This is a genomic window from Janthinobacterium sp. SUN128 (genome assembly GCF_030587275.1).
GTDB lineage: Bacteria > Pseudomonadota > Gammaproteobacteria > Burkholderiales > Burkholderiaceae_D > Janthinobacterium > Janthinobacterium lividum.
Map to the genome: position 1 here is coordinate 1,723,359 of NZ_JAPWHY010000001.1, position 20,472 is coordinate 1,743,830.

Annotated in this window: 21 protein-coding genes and 1 pseudogene; 13 read left to right on the top strand and 9 right to left on the bottom strand. The window is 61.0% G+C overall.

The features are described from left to right. Window positions 1–72 precede the first annotated feature (72 nt). On the top strand, window positions 73–753 hold the full coding sequence (locus O3297_RS07810; RefSeq protein ID WP_305048272.1) for a DNA alkylation repair protein: 681 nt from the start codon (window positions 73–75) through the stop codon (window positions 751–753). Here the strand turns inward: O3297_RS07810 and O3297_RS07815 are convergent. After that, entirely contained in the window at window positions 716–1,390 is a 675-nt protein-coding gene (locus tag O3297_RS07815; RefSeq protein ID WP_305048273.1) for a TetR/AcrR family transcriptional regulator, read from the bottom strand. The two genes, O3297_RS07810 and O3297_RS07815, sit on opposite strands and share 38 nt — an antisense overlap. 107 nt (window positions 1,391–1,497) lie before the next feature. Here O3297_RS07815 and O3297_RS07820 point away from each other — a divergent pair, with 107 nt between their 5' ends. Further along, window positions 1,498–2,196, top strand: coding sequence for a DAPG hydrolase family protein (locus O3297_RS07820; RefSeq protein ID WP_099393751.1), 699 nt, complete (start codon window positions 1,498–1,500; stop codon window positions 2,194–2,196). 9 nt (window positions 2,197–2,205) lie between these two features. Here the strand turns inward: O3297_RS07820 and O3297_RS07825 are convergent, their stop codons facing one another. After that, window positions 2,206–3,099, bottom strand: a complete 894-nt coding sequence (locus tag O3297_RS07825) for a GNAT family N-acetyltransferase (protein WP_305048274.1) — start codon at window positions 3,097–3,099, stop codon at window positions 2,206–2,208. A 165-nt stretch (window positions 3,100–3,264) separates the two neighbouring features. On the opposite strand from O3297_RS07825, the gene O3297_RS07830 reads away from it, so the two are divergent. After that, the gene (locus O3297_RS07830; RefSeq protein ID WP_305048275.1) at window positions 3,265–4,152 is read left to right on the top strand and encodes a neutral zinc metallopeptidase; all 888 of its coding nucleotides are present in this window, start codon (window positions 3,265–3,267) and stop codon (window positions 4,150–4,152) included. 42 nt (window positions 4,153–4,194) lie between these two features. On the opposite strand, the gene O3297_RS07835 is transcribed toward O3297_RS07830, so the two are convergent. The 4 genes from O3297_RS07835 to O3297_RS07850 form a co-directional block, all read right to left on the bottom strand. Continuing rightward, the gene (locus tag O3297_RS07835) at window positions 4,195–4,959 is read right to left on the bottom strand and encodes an ABC transporter substrate-binding protein (RefSeq protein ID WP_211549772.1); all 765 of its coding nucleotides are present in this window, start codon (window positions 4,957–4,959) and stop codon (window positions 4,195–4,197) included. Then, window positions 4,959–5,825 (bottom strand): carboxylating nicotinate-nucleotide diphosphorylase, encoded by an 867-nt coding sequence (gene nadC, locus O3297_RS07840; protein WP_070259452.1) that lies wholly within the window; start codon window positions 5,823–5,825, stop codon window positions 4,959–4,961. The genes O3297_RS07835 and nadC overlap by 1 nt, the downstream gene beginning before the upstream one ends. After that, complete coding sequence (gene nadA / locus O3297_RS07845) at window positions 5,822–6,955, bottom strand: quinolinate synthase NadA (protein WP_034756048.1); 1,134 nt, start codon at window positions 6,953–6,955, stop codon at window positions 5,822–5,824. The genes nadC and nadA overlap by 4 nt, the downstream gene beginning before the upstream one ends. A gap of 232 nt (window positions 6,956–7,187) precedes the next feature. Continuing rightward, window positions 7,188–8,786: an ABC-F family ATPase gene (locus tag O3297_RS07850; RefSeq protein WP_034784627.1), complete on the bottom strand. Its 1,599-nt coding sequence runs from the start codon at window positions 8,784–8,786 to the stop codon at window positions 7,188–7,190. 455 nt (window positions 8,787–9,241) lie between these two features. On the opposite strand from O3297_RS07850, the gene O3297_RS07855 reads away from it, so the two are divergent. The 4 genes and pseudogenes from O3297_RS07855 to O3297_RS07870 form a co-directional block, all read left to right on the top strand. Next, window positions 9,242–10,684 (top strand): hypothetical protein, encoded by a 1,443-nt coding sequence (locus tag O3297_RS07855; RefSeq protein ID WP_305048276.1) that lies wholly within the window; start codon window positions 9,242–9,244, stop codon window positions 10,682–10,684. A 192-nt stretch (window positions 10,685–10,876) separates the two neighbouring features. Next, entirely contained in the window at window positions 10,877–11,425 is a 549-nt protein-coding gene (locus tag O3297_RS07860) for a DUF2939 domain-containing protein (protein ID WP_305048277.1), read from the top strand. Between the two features lie 70 nt (window positions 11,426–11,495). Next, a complete protein-coding gene (locus O3297_RS07865) occupies window positions 11,496–12,152 on the top strand; it encodes a hypothetical protein (protein WP_305048278.1) in 657 nt (218 codons plus the stop codon). Window positions 12,153–12,514: 362 nt separating this feature from the next. Continuing rightward, a pseudogene (locus O3297_RS07870) lies at window positions 12,515–12,823 on the top strand (GNAT family N-acetyltransferase); the annotation flags it as partial. A 59-nt stretch (window positions 12,824–12,882) separates the two neighbouring features. Here O3297_RS07870 and O3297_RS07875 read toward each other — a convergent pair. From O3297_RS07875 to O3297_RS07885, 3 genes are all read right to left on the bottom strand, one after another. Beyond that, window positions 12,883–13,575 (bottom strand): DUF3334 family protein, encoded by a 693-nt coding sequence (locus tag O3297_RS07875; RefSeq protein ID WP_034784631.1) that lies wholly within the window; start codon window positions 13,573–13,575, stop codon window positions 12,883–12,885. A gap of 306 nt (window positions 13,576–13,881) precedes the next feature. Continuing rightward, window positions 13,882–14,139: a DUF1488 family protein gene (locus O3297_RS07880; protein ID WP_305048279.1), complete on the bottom strand. Its 258-nt coding sequence runs from the start codon at window positions 14,137–14,139 to the stop codon at window positions 13,882–13,884. A 48-nt stretch (window positions 14,140–14,187) separates the two neighbouring features. After that, the gene (locus tag O3297_RS07885; RefSeq protein WP_191909694.1) at window positions 14,188–15,339 is read right to left on the bottom strand and encodes a sensor histidine kinase KdpD; all 1,152 of its coding nucleotides are present in this window, start codon (window positions 15,337–15,339) and stop codon (window positions 14,188–14,190) included. 173 nt (window positions 15,340–15,512) lie between these two features. Between O3297_RS07885 and O3297_RS07890 the strand changes: the two genes are divergently transcribed. From O3297_RS07890 to O3297_RS07915, 6 genes are all read left to right on the top strand, one after another. Further along, window positions 15,513–15,830 (top strand): hypothetical protein, encoded by a 318-nt coding sequence (locus tag O3297_RS07890; RefSeq protein WP_305048280.1) that lies wholly within the window; start codon window positions 15,513–15,515, stop codon window positions 15,828–15,830. Window positions 15,831–15,937: 107 nt separating this feature from the next. Next, window positions 15,938–17,611, top strand: coding sequence for a DUF6138 family protein (locus O3297_RS07895; RefSeq protein WP_305048281.1), 1,674 nt, complete (start codon window positions 15,938–15,940; stop codon window positions 17,609–17,611). A 111-nt stretch (window positions 17,612–17,722) separates the two neighbouring features. Further along, complete coding sequence (locus tag O3297_RS07900; RefSeq protein ID WP_305048282.1) at window positions 17,723–18,409, top strand: hypothetical protein; 687 nt, start codon at window positions 17,723–17,725, stop codon at window positions 18,407–18,409. Between the two features lie 25 nt (window positions 18,410–18,434). Beyond that, window positions 18,435–18,767 (top strand): hypothetical protein, encoded by a 333-nt coding sequence (locus O3297_RS07905; RefSeq protein WP_034785897.1) that lies wholly within the window; start codon window positions 18,435–18,437, stop codon window positions 18,765–18,767. 170 nt (window positions 18,768–18,937) lie between these two features. Beyond that, the gene (locus tag O3297_RS07910) at window positions 18,938–19,519 is read left to right on the top strand and encodes a hypothetical protein (protein WP_305048283.1); all 582 of its coding nucleotides are present in this window, start codon (window positions 18,938–18,940) and stop codon (window positions 19,517–19,519) included. A gap of 88 nt (window positions 19,520–19,607) precedes the next feature. Further along, on the top strand, window positions 19,608–20,471 hold the full coding sequence (locus O3297_RS07915; protein ID WP_305048284.1) for an alpha/beta hydrolase: 864 nt from the start codon (window positions 19,608–19,610) through the stop codon (window positions 20,469–20,471). The last annotated feature ends 1 nt before the right edge of the window (window position 20,472 follow it).

Below are 20,472 nucleotides of genomic sequence, written 5' to 3' on the forward strand. Positions count from 1 at the left end.
TCAGCCGTTTGGATGGCTGAACAAGAGCGCTCTTCGGGGCGCTTTTTTTACGTCTGAAAAAAGCGAGATGCGATGGATTTACATGCAGAACTGAAGGCCGCACTGGAAGCGGCGGCCGAACCGGGCCGTGCGGCACCCATGCAGGCCTACATGCGCGAGCAGTTCATTTTCCTGGGCGTGGCCGCGCCGCAGCGGAGGATGGCCGCCAAGGGCTTGCTGGCAGGTTTGAAGGGCATCGATCCCGCAACGCTGCTGGATCACGCGCAACGGCTGTGGCAGCAGCCGGAACGCGAATACCAGCACGTGGCGCTCGACATGCTGGCCCTGCACTGGCGCCAGCTGGGCATCGAGCACATCCCCGCCCTGCTCGGCCTGGCGCGCCAGCGCGCATGGTGGGACAGCGTGGACGGCATGGTAGGCATTGTCGGCGACGTGCTGCAGGCGGAGCACCTGCGCGGCGGCGATGGCCATGCGCACATGGACGCGGCCTTGCGCCATGACGATTTCTGGCTGCGCCGCATCGCCATGCTGCACCAGCTGGGCTGGCGCGCCAACACGGATGCGGTCTGGCTTTTCGGCGCGGCGCTGGCGCTGGCCCACGAAAACGAGTTTTTCATCCGCAAGGCCATCGGCTGGGCCTTGCGCGATTACGCGCGCCACGCACCCGAGGCGGTGACGGCGTTTGCCAACGCGCACCGCCAGCTGCTCTCTCCCCTCAGCCGCCGCGAAGCGCTGAAGCACCAGCCACGCTGAAGGCCGAGCCGCCCAGCAGGCGCAGCGCGGCGTCGATGCGCGGCGCCGCATCCCAGGACGGCACGGGCGCGAGCAAGTCCAGCGCCATCTGCCGCAGCGGCTCGGCGATCACCATGGCCAGCAGCAAGCCGGCCAGTTCCTTCCCATCGTGCAGCACCAGATGGCCGCGCGCAGCCTGGCGCTGCAGCCACTCGGCCAGCAGGGCCGTGCCCCGCTCGATGCCGTTGCGCTGATATACGGCCAGCAGATCGGCGCGGGCGGGAAACTCCGTGCACAGCAAACGGAACAGGCCCACGGCATCCGCCGTCAGCACGCGCGCCGCTATCGCCTGCAAGATCTCTTTCAATAAGGGCAGCACTTCGCCAGGCGCGGCCGCATTCTGCGCCATGGTCGGCAGGAAGGCATCCGTCCAGCCGCGCACCACCAGGGCGACCAGTTCCTCGCGGTTGGCCGCATATTGATACAGCGACTTTTTTGCCATGCCCGCGTGGCGCGCCACCGCTTCCATGGTCGTGGCCGCATAGCCTTCGTGCAGCAGCAGCCAGGTGGCGGCCTGCACGGCCGCCTCGCGCGCTTCCTCGGGCGGGCGCGCCGGACGGCCCCGTCCACGCACAGCCTTGCTCTCTTCTTCCCGCATGCCCGCTCCAAGCTTGATCGATGGACGATTTTACACTGAATCCAATTTTGGAAACGTTATACGTTTCTTTAATATATAATTGTTTTACCCAAACAACGGAGAATGACATGACGCAGCATATTCAATTCCCATGGAACATCACCGACACGGGCGACTTGCTCGACCCGTTTCCCCTGCACCTGGAAACGGGCATCACGCGCCTGCAAGACGGTTGCCTGCTGGTGGCGGCGCGCACGGAGCTGCACGGCTGCAGCGGACGCATGCTGGACTGGTGGTTTACGTTTTTCGAGACGACACAGCACATCAAGTGGTGGCACCCGCACGATCACGTGGCCCATCACGGCTGGAACGGCGCGTGGAAAAAGGGAGAGAGTTACTACGGCGCCTCGATCGAGGCAGTGGAATCCCTGGGCGACATTCCGCCCGTGAAAGCCAAGCTGAAGTTCCATGATCCGAAAGACGTGTTCGATGCGGAGCAACTGCGCCGCGCACAGGACAGCGGTGCCCTGTCTGCCGCCGTCTGCGCGCGCATCGGCTTTGGCGATTACGTCGTGCTTGACCCGTACGGCGATCCGCTCGACGGGGAAATGCTGCACCTGGCGCGCGATACGCCCACGGGCTGCGTGCTGCGCAGCCGCTTCCTGCTGGGGCGCAACAGCCTCAACCCCGTGCGCGACGTGCCCGACGTGCTGGGCCTGAACTTGCTGCGCCATTGCTACAGCGAATTTACCTATCTGTCGCGCTTTCTGCCGTCGCTGTACTACGGCGAACACGCCAACGGGGAGCAAGCTCCGCTGCCGTGGTAAAGCGTCGCATCACAGCCGCTTGTGCATGCGCACCAGCGGCAGCTTGATGTCGTCGGGCAAGTCAAGGTGAAACTCTTCCGTGACGGCAAAGCCGCTGGCCAGGTACAGCGGCACGCCCGGCAAGGTGGCGGCCAGTTCCAGGGCGGTAAAGCCGGCGGACAGCGCCTGGCGCTCGCAATGGCGCATCAGCATGCTGCCCAGGCCCTGGCGCGCGGCCGCGGGTTCCACAAAAAAAGCGCGGATGCGGCCCGGCTGGCTGGCCGGATCGAGCAGCGGGTCCGGCCCGCTCTTGGCGCGATCGGCGCCATACAGGGTGGCGCGCTGGCTCCAGCCGCCGCAGGCCAGCATGGCGCCATCGCGTTCGATCACGAAATACGTCCGGTCGGCAACGAGTTGCGTATCGACGCCGAACACGTGGCGCGTCACGGACTCGGCCTGTTCCTGCGTATAAAACCCCGCGCTCAGTTCCACGCCGGAACGGGCGATCAGCGCATTCATTTGCGGCACATCGGCCGGCAGCGCCACGCGCAGGCGCGTCAGCGCGCCAAAGCCGAACCAGGCACGGCTGATGCGACCGTGCGTCACTTCATATGTCGCCACCAGTTCCTGCGCCGATACGCCATCATCCGTGTCGCCATGGACGATTTCATGGTCGATCACCAGCTTGCCGCAGGCGATGCGGTTCAGCAACTGCGCCCGCGGCCGGCTGGCGGCGAAGCGGGCCGTGAAACGGGGACCGATCTGCGCGCTGCCCTGAGCCAGCAAGGTATCGGGATGCTGGAATTGCTGCGCGTCATCGGCATAGATGGCCAGCAAGGCCGGCACGTCGTGTGCGTTATAGGCATCCAGTTGTGCCTGGACCACCGCCGTGGCCGAAATGAGTGTATCGTTGGCAAGCGCCATGCATGCACCTGTTGTGATGTGGTTGGAAAGTTGCAAAGCGTAACACTGTCGCTCCTGTCGCGGCGCGGTTTGCTGCGATAATTGTAAGATTCGTTATCAGATTCACCGCAAGAGACATCTTGCGGCGTCACCAATCAATCGCAAATCGCAGCAGGAGTAGATATCATGAAATGGGAAGGCAATCGCGAAAGCGACAATGTGGAAGATCGCCGTGGCGAAGACGGCGGCGGCGGCGGGGGCGGCTTTGGTTTTGGCGGGCGCTCGATCGGCATCGGCACCATCGTCATCGCCCTCGTCGGCTCGTATGTGCTGGGCGTTAATCCCTTGACCTTGCTGAATCTGCTCAGCGGCGGTGGCGGCCAGGTCAGCACCCAGCAAAGCCAGGCACCGGCGCGCCAGCCGCCCGAATCGGACGAGATGGCCCGCTTCGTGAAAACCGTGCTGGCCGATACGGAAGATACGTGGGGCGCCCTGTTCAAGGCCGAGGGCGGCAGCTATGTGAAACCCAAGCTGGTGCTGTTTTCCGGCAGCACGCCGACCGCTTGCGGCACGGGCCAGAGCGCCAGCGGTCCCTTCTACTGCCCCGGCGACCAGAAAGTCTACCTGGATCTCGATTTCTTCAATCTGATGCAGCAGCGCTTCAAGGTGTCGGGTGAATTCGCCGAAGCGTATGTGATCGCCCATGAAGTGGGCCACCACGTGCAAAACCTGCTGGGCTTGTCCGAGAAGGTCGACAAGGCGCGCCGCACGCAATCGGAACGCCAGGCCAACGCCATGTCCGTGCGCCTGGAATTGCAGGCCGACTGCTTTGCCGGCGTGTGGGCGTATCACGCGAACGCCGACCGCAAGATCCTGGAACAGGGCGACGTGGAAGCGGCCCTGAAAGCGGCCACGGCCATTGGCGACGATGCGCTGCAGCGGCAGTCGCAAGGCCATGTCGTGCCGGATTCGTTTACGCATGGCACCTCGGAGCAGCGCGTGCGCTGGTTTACCAAAGGCATCGAAAGCGGCCAGATTTCCCAGTGCAATACGTTCGAGGCACGCCAGTTGTAGTGCCACCACGCATGCCGCCCTGCGGGCCGGCATGCGTATCCATCAGGGCACGGTGACGTCGTAGCGCTTGCCCAGTCTTTTCAGTTCGCCCGTCTCGATCAGGTTATTCAGCTCCTGGTCGAACTGCAGGCGCAGCTTGTCGAAGGTGGGCGAGCGGGGGAAGGCGAAATAGCCGTTTTGCAGTTCTATGACTTTGGGCAGGGGTTTCACCTGGCGTCCATAGCCGAGGCGCGCAATCACGGGATCGGTGTTGCGGCGGTTGCTGACAAACACGTCGACGTGGTTGTGCACCAGCATCTTCAAGCCATTTTCCACATTGTTGGCCACGCTGACCTGCAAGCCGGGCCGCACGCGCTCCCAGTCCGCGCCATAGGCCCAGCCATTGAGCAGCACCACCCGGCGGTTCTTCAGCACCGCGTAGTCGCCATCCCAGCCGAAGCTGGCGTCCTGGCGCGTATAAAAGACCATCTGGTCCTGGTAGAACGGCTTGTCGGAAAACGCCATGCTGGCGATACGCTCGGGCGTCTTGTAGGGGCCGATCAGGATATCGGCCTGGCCTTGCACCAGCATGGCTTGCGCGCGCGCCCACGGCACCATGCGAAAACGCACGGTGTTACCCGTGCGCGCCGCCATCAGGCGCAGCAGTTCCGCGCCCAGGCCGCCGTATTCACCGCTGTCCTGGTACTCGAACACGCGCTCGAACTGCGCCCCCACGGCCAGCAATTCCCGGGCTGGCGCCTGCGATGGCACAGCCAGCGCAGGCGCCAGCAGCGCCAGAGCCAGCAGGCGCCGCCCTGCTCTTCTCATCAGCCGACGATGCGCAAGGAGTAATCGGTGGCCCGCACATCCTTGGTCAGGCTGCCGATCGAGATGCGGTCCACGCCCGTTTCGGCAATCGCGCGCACGGTATCGAAATTGATGCCGCCGGACGCTTCCAGCAAGGCGCGGCCTTTGGTGATGGCCACGGCCTCGCGCATCATGTCGTTGCTGAAGTTATCGAGCAAGACGGAGACGGCGCCCGCATCCAGCGCTTCCTGCAATTGCGCCAGGGTTTCCACCTCGATCTGCACGGGCACGCCCGCGTCGAGGTTGCGCGCGTTTTCCAGGGCCTGGCTGACGCCGCCCGCGGCCGCGATATGGTTTTCCTTGATCAGGATGCCGTCGTACAGGGCCAGGCGCTGGTTCTTGCCGCCACCGACGCGCACCGCATACTTTTGCGCCAGGCGCAGGCCGGGCAAGGTCTTGCGCGTATCTAAAATGGACGCCTTGGTGCCGGCGATCACGTCGACATACTGGCGCGTGGCCGTGGCCACGGCCGACAGCAATTGCAGGAAATTGAGGGCGCTGCGCTCGGCCGTAAGCAAGGCGCGCGCAGGCGCTTCGATGGTGCAGACGACGCTGTCGGCCGCCATCATGTCGCCTTCGGCGTAATGCCAAACGATGTCGATGCTGCGGTCCAGGCTTTTCATGATGCCTTCGAACCAAGGTGCGCCGCACAGCACGGCTGCTTCGCGCACGATGACACGGGCCGTGACGATGTGATCAGGCGGCACCAGCTCGCCCGTCAGGTCGCACTGGCCCACGTCTTCCAGCAAGGCGGCCAGCAAATTGCCTTCGAATGCGCGCGCCAGGGCGGGATCGAAAGGGGCGAAAGAATTAACGAGGGTACTCATGCTGGACCGATTCCTTGGAACAATGTGGTTTCTTTTGCCAGGTCCGCGCCCGGCTTGAGGCCCGCCTTCTTGGCGGCGGCAAAATCGAGCATGCGGTTGATCGAGCGCACGGCCAGTTGGCCGACGGCGGGATCGACGTGGATTTCGTTGTGCATGTTTTCCAGCGTCTGCGCCAGGTTCAGCAAGCCATTCATGGCCATCCACGGGCAATGCGCGCAGCTTTTGCAGGTGGCGCTGTTGCCGGCCGTGGGCGCTTCGATGAAACGCTTGCCCGGCGCGGCCGCGCGCATCTTGTGCAGGATGCCGTTGTCGGTGGCGACAATAAAAGTGTCCGTGTCCATGGTTTGCGCTGCCGCAATCATTTGCGACGTGGAACCGACCATGTCGGCCAGGGCCACCACGTTGGCGGGCGACTCCGGATGCACGAGTACCTTGGCTTGCGGATACTCTTCCTTGAGCAGGTCGAGTTCGATACCCTTGAATTCGTCGTGCACGAGGCAGCTGCCCTGCCACAGCAGCATGTCGGCGCCCGTTTGCTTCTGGATATACGAGCCCAGGTGCTTGTCCGGTGCCCACAGGATTTTCTTGCCCTGCGCATGCAGGTGGGCAACGATGTCGAGGCCGATGGACGACGTCACCATCCAGTCCGCGCGCGCCTTGACCGCCGCGCTGGTGTTGGCGTAGACGACGACCGTGCGGTCCGGATGGGCGTCGCAGAAGGCCGTGAATTCGTCCACCGGGCAGCCGAGATCGAGCGAACAGGTCGCGTCGAGGTCGGGCATCAATACCGTTTTTTCGGGACTGAGGATCTTCGCCGTTTCGCCCATGAAACGCACACCGGCCACGACCAGGGTCTTGGCCGGATGGTCGCGCCCGAAGCGGGCCATTTCCAGGGAATCGGAAACGCAGCCGCCCGTGGCTTCCGCCAGGTCTTGCAGGTCAGCATCAACGTAATAGTGGGCAACGAGCACGGCTTCGCGCTCGATCAGCAGGCGCTTGATGCGCGTGATCAGTTCGGCTTTTTCAGCCGGGGAAGGCGTCGCTGGCGTGCGTGCCCAGGCGTGGGCAGTGCAGCTGGCTCCGTCTTGTGGGTGTTCATACTCGACGGATTTGATGGCTAAAGTTTGCATGGCTGTGTCAAACAAAAACGGGATAGACCGGCACGAACGTAATGAAGCAGGTGCGCCGGAACGAAAGGACCGCGGCGCGTCGGTGTGGTGCTGGCGGTTGGCGATGCAGCTGGCATTGTAATGTCGGATTACGCTACGCTAATCCGACCTACCGGCCTGTGCCAACCGTTTGCATCTGGCGTAGGTCGGATTAGCGCACAGCGCGTAATCCGACGCAACGTTACTCCAGCAATTAATCAATACCTTGACTCTTGAGGTAATCCTCATAGTTGCCGCGGTAATCGACCACTTCATCTTCCTTGATCTCGATGATGCGGTTGGCCAGCGAAGAGACGAATTCGCGGTCATGCGACACGAAGATCAGGGTGCCCGCGTATTTTTCCAGCGCGATGTTCAGCGATTCGATCGATTCCATGTCCATGTGGTTGGTCGGCTCATCGAGCATCAGCACGTTGTGGCGGCCCAGCATCAGCTTGCCGTACATCATGCGGCCTTTTTCACCACCGGACAGTACCTTGACGGCCTTTTTCACATCGTCACCGCCGAACAGCAAGCGGCCCAGGATGGAACGCACGGCCTGATCGTCGTCGCCCTCTTTCGTCCACTGGCCGATCCAGTCGGTCAGGTTCGTGTCTTTGGCGAAATCTTCCGTCGGGTCTTGCGGCATGTAGCCGACGTTGGCGTTTTCCGCCCACTTCACGCGGCCCTGGTCAGGCTGCAGGCCGGCGATGTCGCCCGCGATGCAACGCAGCATGGTGGTCTTGCCGGCACCGTTGGCGCCGATGATGGCGATGCGCTCGCCCGCCTCGACCATGATGCTGAAATTCTTGAACAGCTGGCGGTCGAAACCTTTCGAGATGTTTTCGACTTCCACGGCCAGACGGTGCAATTTCTTTTCGCCGTCGAAACGCACGAACGGATAGGCGCGCGACGATGGCTTGATGTCGTCGACCTTGATCTTTTCGATCTGCTTGGCGCGCGACGTGGCCTGGCGGGCCTTCGATTTGTTCGCGGCGAAGCGGCGCACGAATTCCTGCAGCTCGGCAACCTTGTCTTTCGCTTTCGCGTTGTTGGCCAGTTGCTGGTTGCGCGCCTGGGTCGAAGCGAACATGTATTCGTCGTAGTTGCCTGGATAAATCTTCAGGGTGCCGTAGTCCATGTCGGCCACGTGGGTGCACACCTGGTTCAGGAAGTGGCGATCATGGGAAATGATGATCATGGTGGAATTGCGCTCGTTGAGCACGTCTTCCAGCCAGCGAATCGTGTTGATGTCCAGGTTATTCGTCGGCTCGTCGAGCAGCAGGATGTCCGGGTTCGAGAACAGCGCCTGCGCCAGCAGCACGCGCAGCTTCCAGCCTGGCGACACATTGCTCATCGGGCCCTGATGCAGGTCGATGGCGACACCGGCGCCCAGCAGCAGTTCGCCGGCGCGCGATTCAGCCGTGTAGCCGTCGTATTCGGAGACTTTGCCTTCCAGATCGGCGGCCTGCATGTAGTCGTCGTCGGTCGCTTCCGGGTTCGCGTAGATCGCGTCGCGCTGCTGGATGGCAGCCCACATTTCCGTGTGGCCCATCATGACGACGTCGAGGACGCGCATGTCTTCAAAGGCAAACTGGTCCTGGCGCAGCTTGCCCAGGCGTTCGTTGGTATCGAGCATGACGTTGCCGCCCGACGGATCCAGGTCGCCGCCCAGGATCTTCATGAACGTCGACTTGCCGCAGCCGTTCGCGCCGATCAAACCATAGCGGTTGCCGTCGCCGAACTTGACGGAGATATTCTCAAACAATGGCTTGGCGCCAAACTGCATTGTAATATTTGCTGTAGATAGCATGTGATATTGGGTCTTTATTCAGTTAAAACAGCTAGTTAAGTACTTTCCTTCCATTATACAGCACCGACCATGAGCAACTGTATAGCAGCCATAAAAGCATGACTGGCAATTGCATGGATCGCGATGCATGACGCGGGAACGCTCCCGCCAACCGCCATGGGCTAGCGTGAGCGCAAACATGCAATCCACCACTGACCTTGGCGTTAAGTCATCAACAACGACAAGCATGGCGAACCGGGTGAGCCAGCTGATCAACATTGCCCGGCGATCATCCCGCACAACATTTCAACCGCCAGGATACACAGCCGCCACATATCTCCTGCTCAAAATTACGACAGATTAGTGACAATTGATTAGAATTGTTTATATTTAACCAACTAAAATAAGTAGGAATCATCCTACGCGTTGCATTGCTGGTCGAGATACCCACTAAAACAACCGATTCTGGAGGTCGCATGAAGTTAGCAATGATTGTCGTTGCAACCCTGTTGACTTCCTCCCCACGGGCCGCTGGCGAGGAGACACAAAAATACTTGGGCCTGAACGAGTACCGGCATGTCAAGCCATTTACAGACCAGCAGCGGTGTGGTGTTGATGCCTGGGAAGATGGGAATTATTTCAAGAACAGCTATCCTCAGCGCTTGTTTACTCCCAACATCGACACCCTGACGATCAAGCTAAAAGGGGCGTATTTCGACTACGCCCCCGAGACAAATTGGAAATGGGCTCCGAAGCCAATCGTCCAAGTCGGCATATTCGCTGACATTACCGTCAAGGGTGGTTCGATGATCGCGCCCGGCACTGCGGGCATCCCCGGGCGCCTGGTCTTTTTCAGCGAAAATCATATGACCCGACAGCGCCGGATTCCCGACGTGAATACCAATGTATATGGTCCCGTCCTCTATACCGGCGGTGGATTGGCCCTCAAATTTTCCATCCTCGAGTTTGATCAATCCAACGGCGACAAGCTCGCCGATAACCTGCTGAAAAATATCGCCGACCTGGGAGCTCAGGCATCGGCTGGGGTGCCTGCCTATCTTCAGGGGCCCCTCACCTCGCTCTTCCAGACCGCCCTGGCAAGCGCCAAAAGCAAGGATGACCTTTTTGGCCAGATTACCTTCGTGCTGGACGACAGGAATGGCCCGGACAACATGCCAACCTCCCCACTTCGCACCGGCGATATCGTCTTTGTGCGCCAAAGCATCCGAAACATACCTGTGCCATGGAAAGACCTCTGCTACAAGCCGAGTACCGGCGAACTGTTCATTGACGACCGCAACGACAGTGCACGAACCACTCCTGCCAGTGTGGCGACCACGACCGAGACACCGACACGGACCGGAGCACCATCGACTAGCGAAAAGCCTCCCCAATTGAACTATGTGACGATTTCCCTGGTAAAAAACGCAGGGGCCGACGTTGGTCGCATCCAGGACGCGTTGACCTATGAACGTTTCGTGTCCGAACTAGGCCAGCGCAACACCGACACGGGTCTCATTTCCAGCATGACGGAGGTCACTACAGCCTTGTTACACAGAGCAACCGAGCGTGAACTGTTCCGGCAGGTAGACGTGCTCGCGATGGAAGCGGGAAGCGTGTCCGAGATGGAAAAATATGATGCGACTGCGCGTTTGAGCAAGGTGCTGTATGCGACTGGACTAGAAGCCAACAAATTCGACGCAACAACGCTAAAAGCCGATCCCAACTGCGCCTACCTCTTTAACGAGAGAATCAGTCCCGCCCTGTTTGGCCGTCTTTTCGCAAGGCTTTCACGTCTGAACAAGCTTCATACGCATGCAAAATTCAAAATCTTGTTTGTGCCCAGCCCAAGCAATTGCGCCGAGGCGAACAACTCCTTGCAAGCCATCCACGATCAGTTACAGAACCCGAGGCAATAGCGGCATCGAGTACAGTAATCCACGTCGATGCCTGCTCTCGCCTGGCAATCATCGCATGCGCGCTCAAGATAAAATTATCCAGGAATCATTATTGCCTTGTCCGTCTTTAGCAGTTAGGCTGCGTGCTCGCCCGCCACCAGACATTGGGATTGTGCGGGCGCATCCCAACCCTACCGGACTCACAGGCATCACTTGAAAAAAACTACCATTGCCGCCGCTGCGGCCATCATTGCCATCGCCGCCACCGTCTACGCTTCGCCGTACTACACCTTGCACCAAATTAAGACTGCGCTGGCCGAGCGCAATGCCGACGCGCTGGCCGCACACGTGGACTTCCCCGCCCTGCGCGCCAGCGTCAAGACGCAGCTGGAAGCCAGCATGGCCCGCAGCATCGAGGCGACAGCCGGCAGCGGCAACCCGCTGGCCGCCCTGGGACAGTCGATCGCCAACGCCATGCTGGGCAAGATGGTCGACACCATGGTCTCGCCCGCCGGCGTGGTCGCGCTGGTCAACAAGAGCGCCGTCAGCCCGCAGGCAGAGGTGAATGCGAATCCGGATGCGCCCGCCGATGGTGCACGGAAGAAGGCCGACTATACGGCGGGCTATGCCGGCGTGAACACTTTCGTCGTGCGCGCCAAGGATGGCAATGCGCAGGAAGGCGCGCTCGTCCTGCTGCGCCATGGCGTGTGGGGCTGGAAACTGAGCTCGATCGAGATTGCCTCGGCGATGGCCGCACATTAGCAAAGCGCGCGCATGCGCCAGCAATCTGAGACACAATGCGGGTCATTTACATCAGATTGCAGGAAACTTCATGCTGAAACACACCGCCTTGGCGCTGACCATGGCCTGCGCCGCGCCATCCGCCCATGCCACGGATGGGATTGCTGGCGCCGAGCGCAGCCACTCCGTCGCCGCGCGCATGCAGGCGGAAACGTCCAGCGCTGCCGATCCTGACGCCCCCGCCCTGCTGCCCGTGCCCAGCGATATCTCGCTGGCCGAACTGGAGCGCCGCCTGGCACTGAGCCAGGCGCAGGCCGCCGAAAAACACTATACCAGCGCACTCGACCCGGCCGTTCTGAACGGCCTGGCACAGCAGATGGATTGCCTGGACATCATCGGCGTACAGCCGTTCGGCTTCCCGCTCGATCAAACGCAGCCCACCGTCTTGAGTGGCGCACACCTGCTGGCTCGCTGCCCGGACAAGGCTTACGTGACGATCACGGCGATGTCGATGGCGGGCAAGACGGGCAAGCGCGTCAGCATTTCGCCGCAATCGTTCCAGCAGACCGTGGATGGCAAGCCCGCGCGGCGGCTGTATTACAAGGCGCCCAACGGGCGCCAGAAGGAATCGCTGACCATCGCCGATGGCGATTATGTGTATGCGCTCGAATATTGGTCGCTCGATGACAGCCAGCAAAGCGGCATGGTCGGCAAGCGCAGGATGGAAACATTGACGTTGCCGCAATAAGACAGCCGCAGATAGTCAAAATACTGTATATTTATACAGTTACTTACTATTTCCCTACCGAGCATGCCTGCACACCCGCACAAGGACTTACCCTACACTATCTGCATCAGCGCCACGATCGATGCGGAGGTCGAGCAAACCATCCTCGACGGCTTGAATGCCTATAACGATGCCATCACGGGATACCAGGACAGGCAGGTATTAAGAGCCTATCCCAGTAGATGAATACATCCTCTGCTGGCGCGCCTCAGAAGCGGGGACTGCGTTGTTCGTCGTTGCGTGGCTCGCCACGCGCCCTCCTCACGCCTTGTCCGCGCTCCTGATCCGCTGCCAGCAGATGACGCTCCCTACTGGGATAGGCTCTAAGCGTGGTCGTGCGCGACCGCGACAGCCAGCGGGTGCTGGGCGGCGCCATGGGCCGGACCTCGCTGGGCCTGCTGTTTCTCGATCTGTTTTATTTGCCCGCCGCCTTGCGCGGGCTGGGTCTGGGCAGCCAGATACTGGCGCAATTCGAAGAGGAAGGACGCCGGCGCGGCTGCGCTTCGGCGGTGCTGTACACCATCAGTTTCCAGGCACCCGAGTTTTACGAGCGCCACGGCTGGCGCCGCTTCGGCGACATCGCCTGCAGCCCCGAAGGCACGAGCCGGGTATTCATGAGCAAGGCCTTGTAAGCCGCATGCGACAGTGGCCGGCGGCAAACCTGCCGCCAGCCACGATCAACGGCAGTTGCTTACATGCCCAGCGACTTGAGCAGGTCGGCGTTGTCGTCGTCTTCCGGTTCCGCTGCAGGCGCCGGGGCGGCGTCCCGTTCGCGGTTCGCGAATTCGCCATCCATCAGCGAGTCGGCATCGACTTCGCGCGAATCGAAATCATGTAATTTGATGAACTCGGTACGGTCGATCGCCAGTTCCAGGTAGAAAATATTGTTCTTTTCCGTGTAGAAAGTGACGCGGCGCATTTCCGGACGGTCCAGCGGCGTGTCGACGCTGAGCATCACCTGCTTGTTCAGCACCAGCATCTTCGGCTGGCTCTGGGTGATATTCGTTTGCAGTTCGCGCCGCACCTTGCCCGTGAAGTCGCCCACGATCTGGTTCATCAGCTCGCCCATGATGTTCGACACTTCGTCCGACGTGTAGAAACTGGCCAGCTCCGACTTCGGCATACCCATGTGCAACATGTAGCGCTCGTAGATTTCCATCGCCGTATCGGCGGCAAAATTGAGCACGACCAGGCCAGTGAAACCGCCATCGAACATCACGAAGCAGCCGATGTCCGGCTTCAGACCCGTCTTGGTGATGCGCTGCACCATGCCCGAATAATTGACCTTGCTTTGTGTTGCAACGTTGAGCACCCGAACCACCGAGTTACACAAACTCATCAACAAATCTTCTGTACCGTACACAACATCCTTTTCTGCATCCATGAGCAACCTCTCCTACTATTTTAAAGATGACAGCACTGTTCCCTGTCCGCCGCGAGCCGAAACACGACAGTTTCGCTCAGCAAACGGACGACTTCACCTTTGCATGTCTGACCTTGCGTGGCAGCGCGCGCCGCGTTGCCGCCGGCACGAACCGCCCTCTTACCTTTTTCCGTATAGAAATAAGTATCAGATGCGCAGAATACCCAGATGTAACATTTCCGTCCAGCCATACCTGCATTTACTTGATGATCTGTGCAGAAATACCATATCCGGCCTGGGCACTGGCGTCAGCACAGGAAATAGTAACTAAAAATCAAGGGCGCGCAAGACCACGCCGCTGACCAGCAGATCGCGGCTCAGGTAGGCGAAGGCACGCTGGCCGATGCGCAGGCGGTGGGTGTCGAAGATGGCCAGCAAGTCGCCGCCATGCCCCTGGTCCAGGCTGTGCAATGCCGTGATGGTGATACGGCACGTCTTTTCCGCCCCGAAAACGGTCAAATGGAAACGGATGGCGTCACCCGCCTGCTCGAGCGCGATGCTGTCGCGCAGGATTTCATAGGGCATGGCAGTTCTCCCCGCTGTGGGCCGAATGCGCAGGCCGGTGGCACCCGTTCATGTGGCGAACGTGGCGGCAGGATCGACATGCCGTGGCAAGTCGATGATGAAGACGCAGCCATGGCCAACCACGCTTTCCACGCTCAAGTTGCCGCCATTCGCTTCCACGCTGCGCCGGGCAATCGACAGGCCCAGTCCCAGGCCAGTCTTGTTGGCGCCGGCTTGCGTAAATGGCAGGAACATGTCATCCGCGGCCACGGGCGACAGGCCAGCGCCGTTGTCTTCCACCTCGATCCTGATCCGTTCGCCATTCGCATACGCGCGCAGCACCACGGTGCCATTTGGCGCGCCAAACTTGAAGGCATTCTGCAGCAGGTTTCCCACGGCGGAGAGCAGCAGATCCTGGTCCGCATGGAGCTGCAGCAAGGGAGCGACCTCTTCCACGATCAAGGTGCAGCGCAGCAACTCCGCTTCCAGGCTGGCTGAATAGTTCAGTTCACTGATGAAATTGCTCAGGAAGAAAACCGAACGCTGCAAGGTCAGGCCCGCCTCCACCCGCACCTCCGCCAGGGAACGGTCGATCAGGGTGCGCAAGCCCACTAGGCTGCGGTCGAGTACGGCGCCAGTCGCGCCCGACAAGCCCATGCCGCCCTGCTTGAGGGCGGCCACGGCCAGGCTGGCCGTGCCCAGGTGATTGCGCAGTTCATGGGCAAAGTAGCCGATACGTTGACTCAGTGCCAATGCCTGTTCATTGGCAATCAGCACGTCGCGCCGCTGGGTAAATTCGGACACGGCTTCGGCAATGCCGTTGTCGAGGCAGCGGTTCAGCGTCCTGAATTCCTCGACGGCAAATTGCTCATCTAGCGCTACGGCAAGATCGCTGACAGCCTGGCACAGGTCGCCATAATCGTGCACCACCTGGCTGACGGAGTAACCGAGCGCCAGCAATTGCCCACCGTGCGTAGTGGCACTGCCGGCCAGTTCCGATGTCCCCGCCGCACTGCCGTCAGCGGGACCCGAAATGGCCAGGCTTTTCGCCATCTGGCCTGCCTCTTCCGCCTGCAGCGTGCGGATCAGCTGATCCAGAAAGATGGGTATGCCGTGTTGTAACTGTTGCTCGGTCGGCAATCGCAATGGTCTCCTGGCGACTTTTTCACGGCAACGGCGCTCCAGCTCGGCGCGATTTTTCGCTAGGAATAAATGCATCATGACGTTTCCGGCAATCTCAATGATTAAGAATATGCAAGCCTAGCGCACTGACCTGTCAGGCACTGTCTGTTACCGTACAGATTTACCGGCGCCTGCCCGGTGCCGTGCCGCGCACGCAGCGTGCCTTCCACTGTGCTATTGTCAGCATGTACTTAATCAAGCAGGTGTCAAGCATGCACAACATCGTTACCAGCGTTTCGTTCCGCTACATCGATCCGCGTCACAAGGAACCGGGCCCGAGCAGGGAATTCATCAACCAGAACATCCTGCTGCCGCCGGGCGCCCATCTGCCGCGCATGGGCGAAGCGATCGAACTGATGCACTGGGACTTGAACCGAGACATGAAATCCGGCGTCTATTCTGTGCTGTTTGTCCACACGCGCATTGCCTTGTTTGATGGAAATGACAGGCCTTCCGGCTGGCACACCACGATCACCGTGGGACCGCAGTCCGACGAAATCGACGAACGTTTTCTCAGCGCTCCCTCCTGATAGCCGTGCGCCCCTTGTTCCGGGCAGGCCTGACCACCTAAAATAGTGCTTTATATTAAACATGATCGTGACGGCAACAAGCACCAATGTCACGCACAAGGAAGTCAATGAGCACACTTGTAGAAGAACAGGCAACGGCAGAAATGATGGCGTCCGTGGAGGCGTGGTTTGTCGAGCGCCTGAAGCGCACCGACCTGGAAAGCGCCGTGAATCGCACCACCTTGCAGATGGGTGTCTTCAGTGATTTATTGCTCGACTACAAACCCGGACGCACCACGGCCGACGATTTCCAGCTGACTGATGCCGATGAGTTCGCACCGAAGACGCCATCGGGCCTCGATGAAGCCGTCGTGCGCGACAGCATCGCGCCCCAGCTGGTTGCCATGGTGCAAGCGAAGCTGGAAACACTGGCCGACACGCCCCTGATCGACTACCGCTTCAGCTTTCGCGGCAAATTCCAGACAGCACAGGGCACGCTGCACCTGAACCTGCTCGACTACGTCAACGAAGGCAAGCGCCTAGCCTTGCTCGAGCGCATACACGGCTACGTCACGCAAAAACTCGAGCGCGGCAGCCGGCCGACGAAGAAGCTGGAAACTTTCTTCCTGGCGCGCCACCTGCTCGATCCACACCTGTTTCCACAGCCCGATATCGCCTGGACCATCGCACAATTCGAGCGCATCGAGCAGCTGAACAAGTCTCGGCCGCAAGCGCTGGCCGAACATCGCAGCGACATCATCCAGGCCGTGTCGGCCTGGGCGGAAAAGCAGTTCCTGCCGCAGTTCTATGATGTGCAGCAATCAGCCTACCGCAGCACGGAATACACCCTGAAGCCGGGCGCGGCGCCCGATGCGCAGGCGCGGCAAGCGATCGATCTGCTGCTGTATGGCGCCGTGATGATATTACGCCACGAACCGAGCTACGCCAAGTCCAGGGGCCTCGAATTCCTGGAAATGGCGCGCGAACTGGGCAGCGAACGGGCCGCGCGCATGCTCAAGGAAGGCAGCGGCACCTTCCCCGGCGACGCCATCCACGTGAAAAACGCGCTGCTGGAATGCCGCGCCAACGATGTGTTTGCCACGATCAGCATCACCATCGCCCGGGAAGAGGAAGGCGCGTATGCGCAGGCGCTGGCTTTCATCACGCATTTGCTGAACAACGGTTTCCCGAAAAGCTACCAGATCAAGCTCAAATCCAAGGCCAAGACCTATCTGCCCATCAAGGGACTGGCGAAATCCGATACGCACCGCTTCTTTGCCAACGCCCTCGCCTGGCCCGCCCTGCAGCCGCAGCTGGAAGCGTATGCGCGCGCAGCCATCGAGCAATTCGAATTCTATGCCGACACGGAAGGAGAAAAGAATTGCATGCCTGGCAGCTATGCCGTGTTTGGGCTGGGCTTGCTCGACTCTCGCTATTTCCCGCTGGTACAGCACTACATGGCCAATGTCGACGAGGAACACCAATCCGTGCAGGACCAGTTCACGGCAGCCTTCGCCGAACAACATGGCGTCACGCCCGCCTCCGCTCCCGTGCTGGCGGCCTGCCTGCGCGCGTGCACGGATAACGCAAAGGTAAAAATCCAGGCGGAACTGGAGGATGTGGAGACACTGGAACTGTTCTGCCAGCAACTGCAAGGGCTGGAAGGCTATCTGGTGGAGCACATGCTGTATCCGGTCTGGGGCAAGCTGGAAAAGCTGGCGGCCCTGGCGCGCAAGGCGCAAGGCCGGCGCAAGGAGCTGCTGCTGGCCTTGCTTGAAGCGGCCAGCAAGACGGCCGCCTGAGGTGGACAACGTTGCGTGCGCAACGTTATGACTTTCACCATATATAATGCGGGCGCCGAAATTGCCACAAGGCATCTTTTGGCGCCTGACATTGAATCGTGGAGAAAATACATGCACCAAACACAAAAAACATCGCGCATCGCCGTGCTCGCGACCGCCTTTGCCGTCACCATGGCGCTGGCCCAGCCCGCCATCGCCGCCGACGCCGCGGAACTGGCCCCGCTCGATGCGGCCAACCTGTACATCAAGACCATCATCAACCAGGATGAAGCCAGCGTCGCCAAGCTCAACGCCTACCTGCGCCCCACGCGCCTGGCCGGCCACCAGAGCGCCGAATACGCGTCGTACAGCGACATGAAGGAAGCGGACGCCAAATTCCCAACGGAAACGGGCAAGCTGATCGCCGACCTGTTCCCCGCCGCCATGCGCGCGGCCGTGACGCCGGCAGCCGAACTGCTGGCCGCAAACGTCATCGCCGCCAAGAAGGGCGCCGCCTGCCAGGCCACCAAGGCGGACCCTGTAACGGTGGAAAACGGCATCCAGACGGCGGCCGTCAGCTTCGAATGCCAGATCGTCAAGGTACCGCTGGCATGGGCACCTGCAGCCCAGCAACTGGCGAAGAGCGGCTGCAAGGTCGAGCAATGCAAGGCTGGCCTGCAAAAGATCGCTGCGACCTACACCAGCTCGTCGAAACAGGCGTGGCGCGCCGTGTTTGCCGTCAGCCGCGAAAAGAACTCGGAAGCCTGGCGCAACGATTTCGCGCGTGAAACCTTCGATGAAATCTGGGAATATCTGTAATCCTTCACGGATTGATAAACTGCCGATGGATAAGCCCAAATTGACACCAGTCGCCCAGCCCGCAGGCCTGGCATTGCTGCACCTGCTCGCCCCTGAGCATGTGGAGGTCACGCTGGGCGCGCAAGTGCTGGCGCTGGATCTACCCGCCCTGCACGGCAAGCAATTGCTGGCGCTGCTGCGCCGGCTGCGTGCCGCGCAATCCAACCAGCAGGATTATGCTGGCGCCAGCGTCGAGCAAGCCGAACAGCTGTTTGGCGCCGCCATCGCCGCCGTCAAGACGGAGCTGGCCACGCGCCCGCACATCCCCAACAAGCTGGAAGCGAAGGCCTTGCGCCAGGCGGCGGCAAAAAAGCGTTAATCGAGGCGCAAGCCGGCCTCCAGCACTGCCATCCCGTGCGCGCTGGCACGCCGCCCCCCTTCTATAATGGGAAGCTCTCTTGTTTCCGCTATTGAAAGACGCCCATGCCCACACGATTTTCCCGCCACGTATTGAACTGCGCTATTCTTGCTTTCTCAGGCTTGGCCGCCATGCAAGCGGCCCAGGCCCAACCTCAGCCGACAGGCCCCATCGACGCGCGCGCCGTGTGGCAGGAACGCTCGCTGTCGGCTTGCCGCAGCGAACAATCGACCACCGCGCCCGACGTGTGCATGCTGCGCACCATGCAGCGCTCGGGTGCCCGCCCGCAAGCCATCGCCGCCGCCAGGATGCTGGTGAAAGCGAACAATCCCGGCTTCATTTCCGCCTGGCGTCCGCTGGGCAAGGCGGCCCTGGCCACCGTCACCTATCCGTTTCGCGCCAACACGAATGAAGGCACCTTGCTGATCGGCAGCGATGGCGCGGCCATCGATGTCGACGAGAACTCCGTGCGCGAGGAAGATCGCGCCACACCGGCCTGGCGTGCGTTTGCCGCCGCCCATCCAGACTCTGTGCCGTTTGCGCCCGCCGACTTCGTCGGCAGCACAGCCACCAGCGATGGCGGCCAGAGCGTGCTGTTTTCCACGCCGCTGATCACCTGCCACGCCTGCGCCGAGGATGGCGCCCTGCTGGTCGCCTACACGATCGACAAGGCGGGAATCGTGCGCGAGCGCAAGCTATTGACGATCAAGTAATGCTGCACCAAAGATAAGATAGAATTGCTTGATGGCATGTCTATACGAGTACATGCCATCGATCCAAACTTACTTATTACAGGAAAACATGCGCCGCTCTTGCCTTGCACTACACCTCACCGCCGCCCTGCTGCTGTCCAGCCCCTTCCACCTCGCCAATGCCGCGCCCGCCGCTACCGCTTCCTCCAGCGCGGCCACACCGCTCGTCATCGGCGAAAGTTTCAGCATCGATTCAACGGCGCTGAAAGAAAAACGTCACATCAATGTCTACATGGCGCGCGCCTGGGATACGCCGCCCGACGCACCGCTGCCCGTGCTGTACATGCCGGACGGCGGCGTGGCCGAAGACTTTTTGCACGTGGCCGGCTTGCTGCAAGTGTCGGTAGCAAATGGCACCATGCGCCCCTTCATGCTGGTCGGCATGCAAAACACGCAGCGCCGGCGCGATTTGACGGGCCCGACGGAGAATGCGGAGGATCGCAAGATCGCTCCCGTAGTGGGCGGCGCGTCCGCCTACCGGACCTTCATCCGCGATGAACTGATGCCGGAAATCAAGCGCCGCTACCGCACGACGGGCGAGACGGCCATCGTCGGCGAATCGCTGGGGGGCCTGTTCGTGGTGGAAACGTATCTGCTGGAACCGCAGCTGTTCGACCATTACCTGGCCTTCGACCCCAGCCTGTGGTGGAATCATGGCGCCCTGCCGCGCCAGGCGGCAGCCCTGCTGGCGAAAGGCGCGCCAGGCAAGCACAGCCTGTACCTGGCGTCCAGCAGCGAAGCGGGCATCGCCATCGAAGTGCAGCGCCTGGCCGACGTGCTGCAAAAACAGGCGCCGCCCGGCTTGCAATGGCACCTGGAAAAGATGCCGGAAGAAACACATGGCACGATCTATCACCCGGCAGCCCTGAAAGCGTTTCGCAGCGTCTTCAAGCCGGCCACGCCGCCGCAATAAG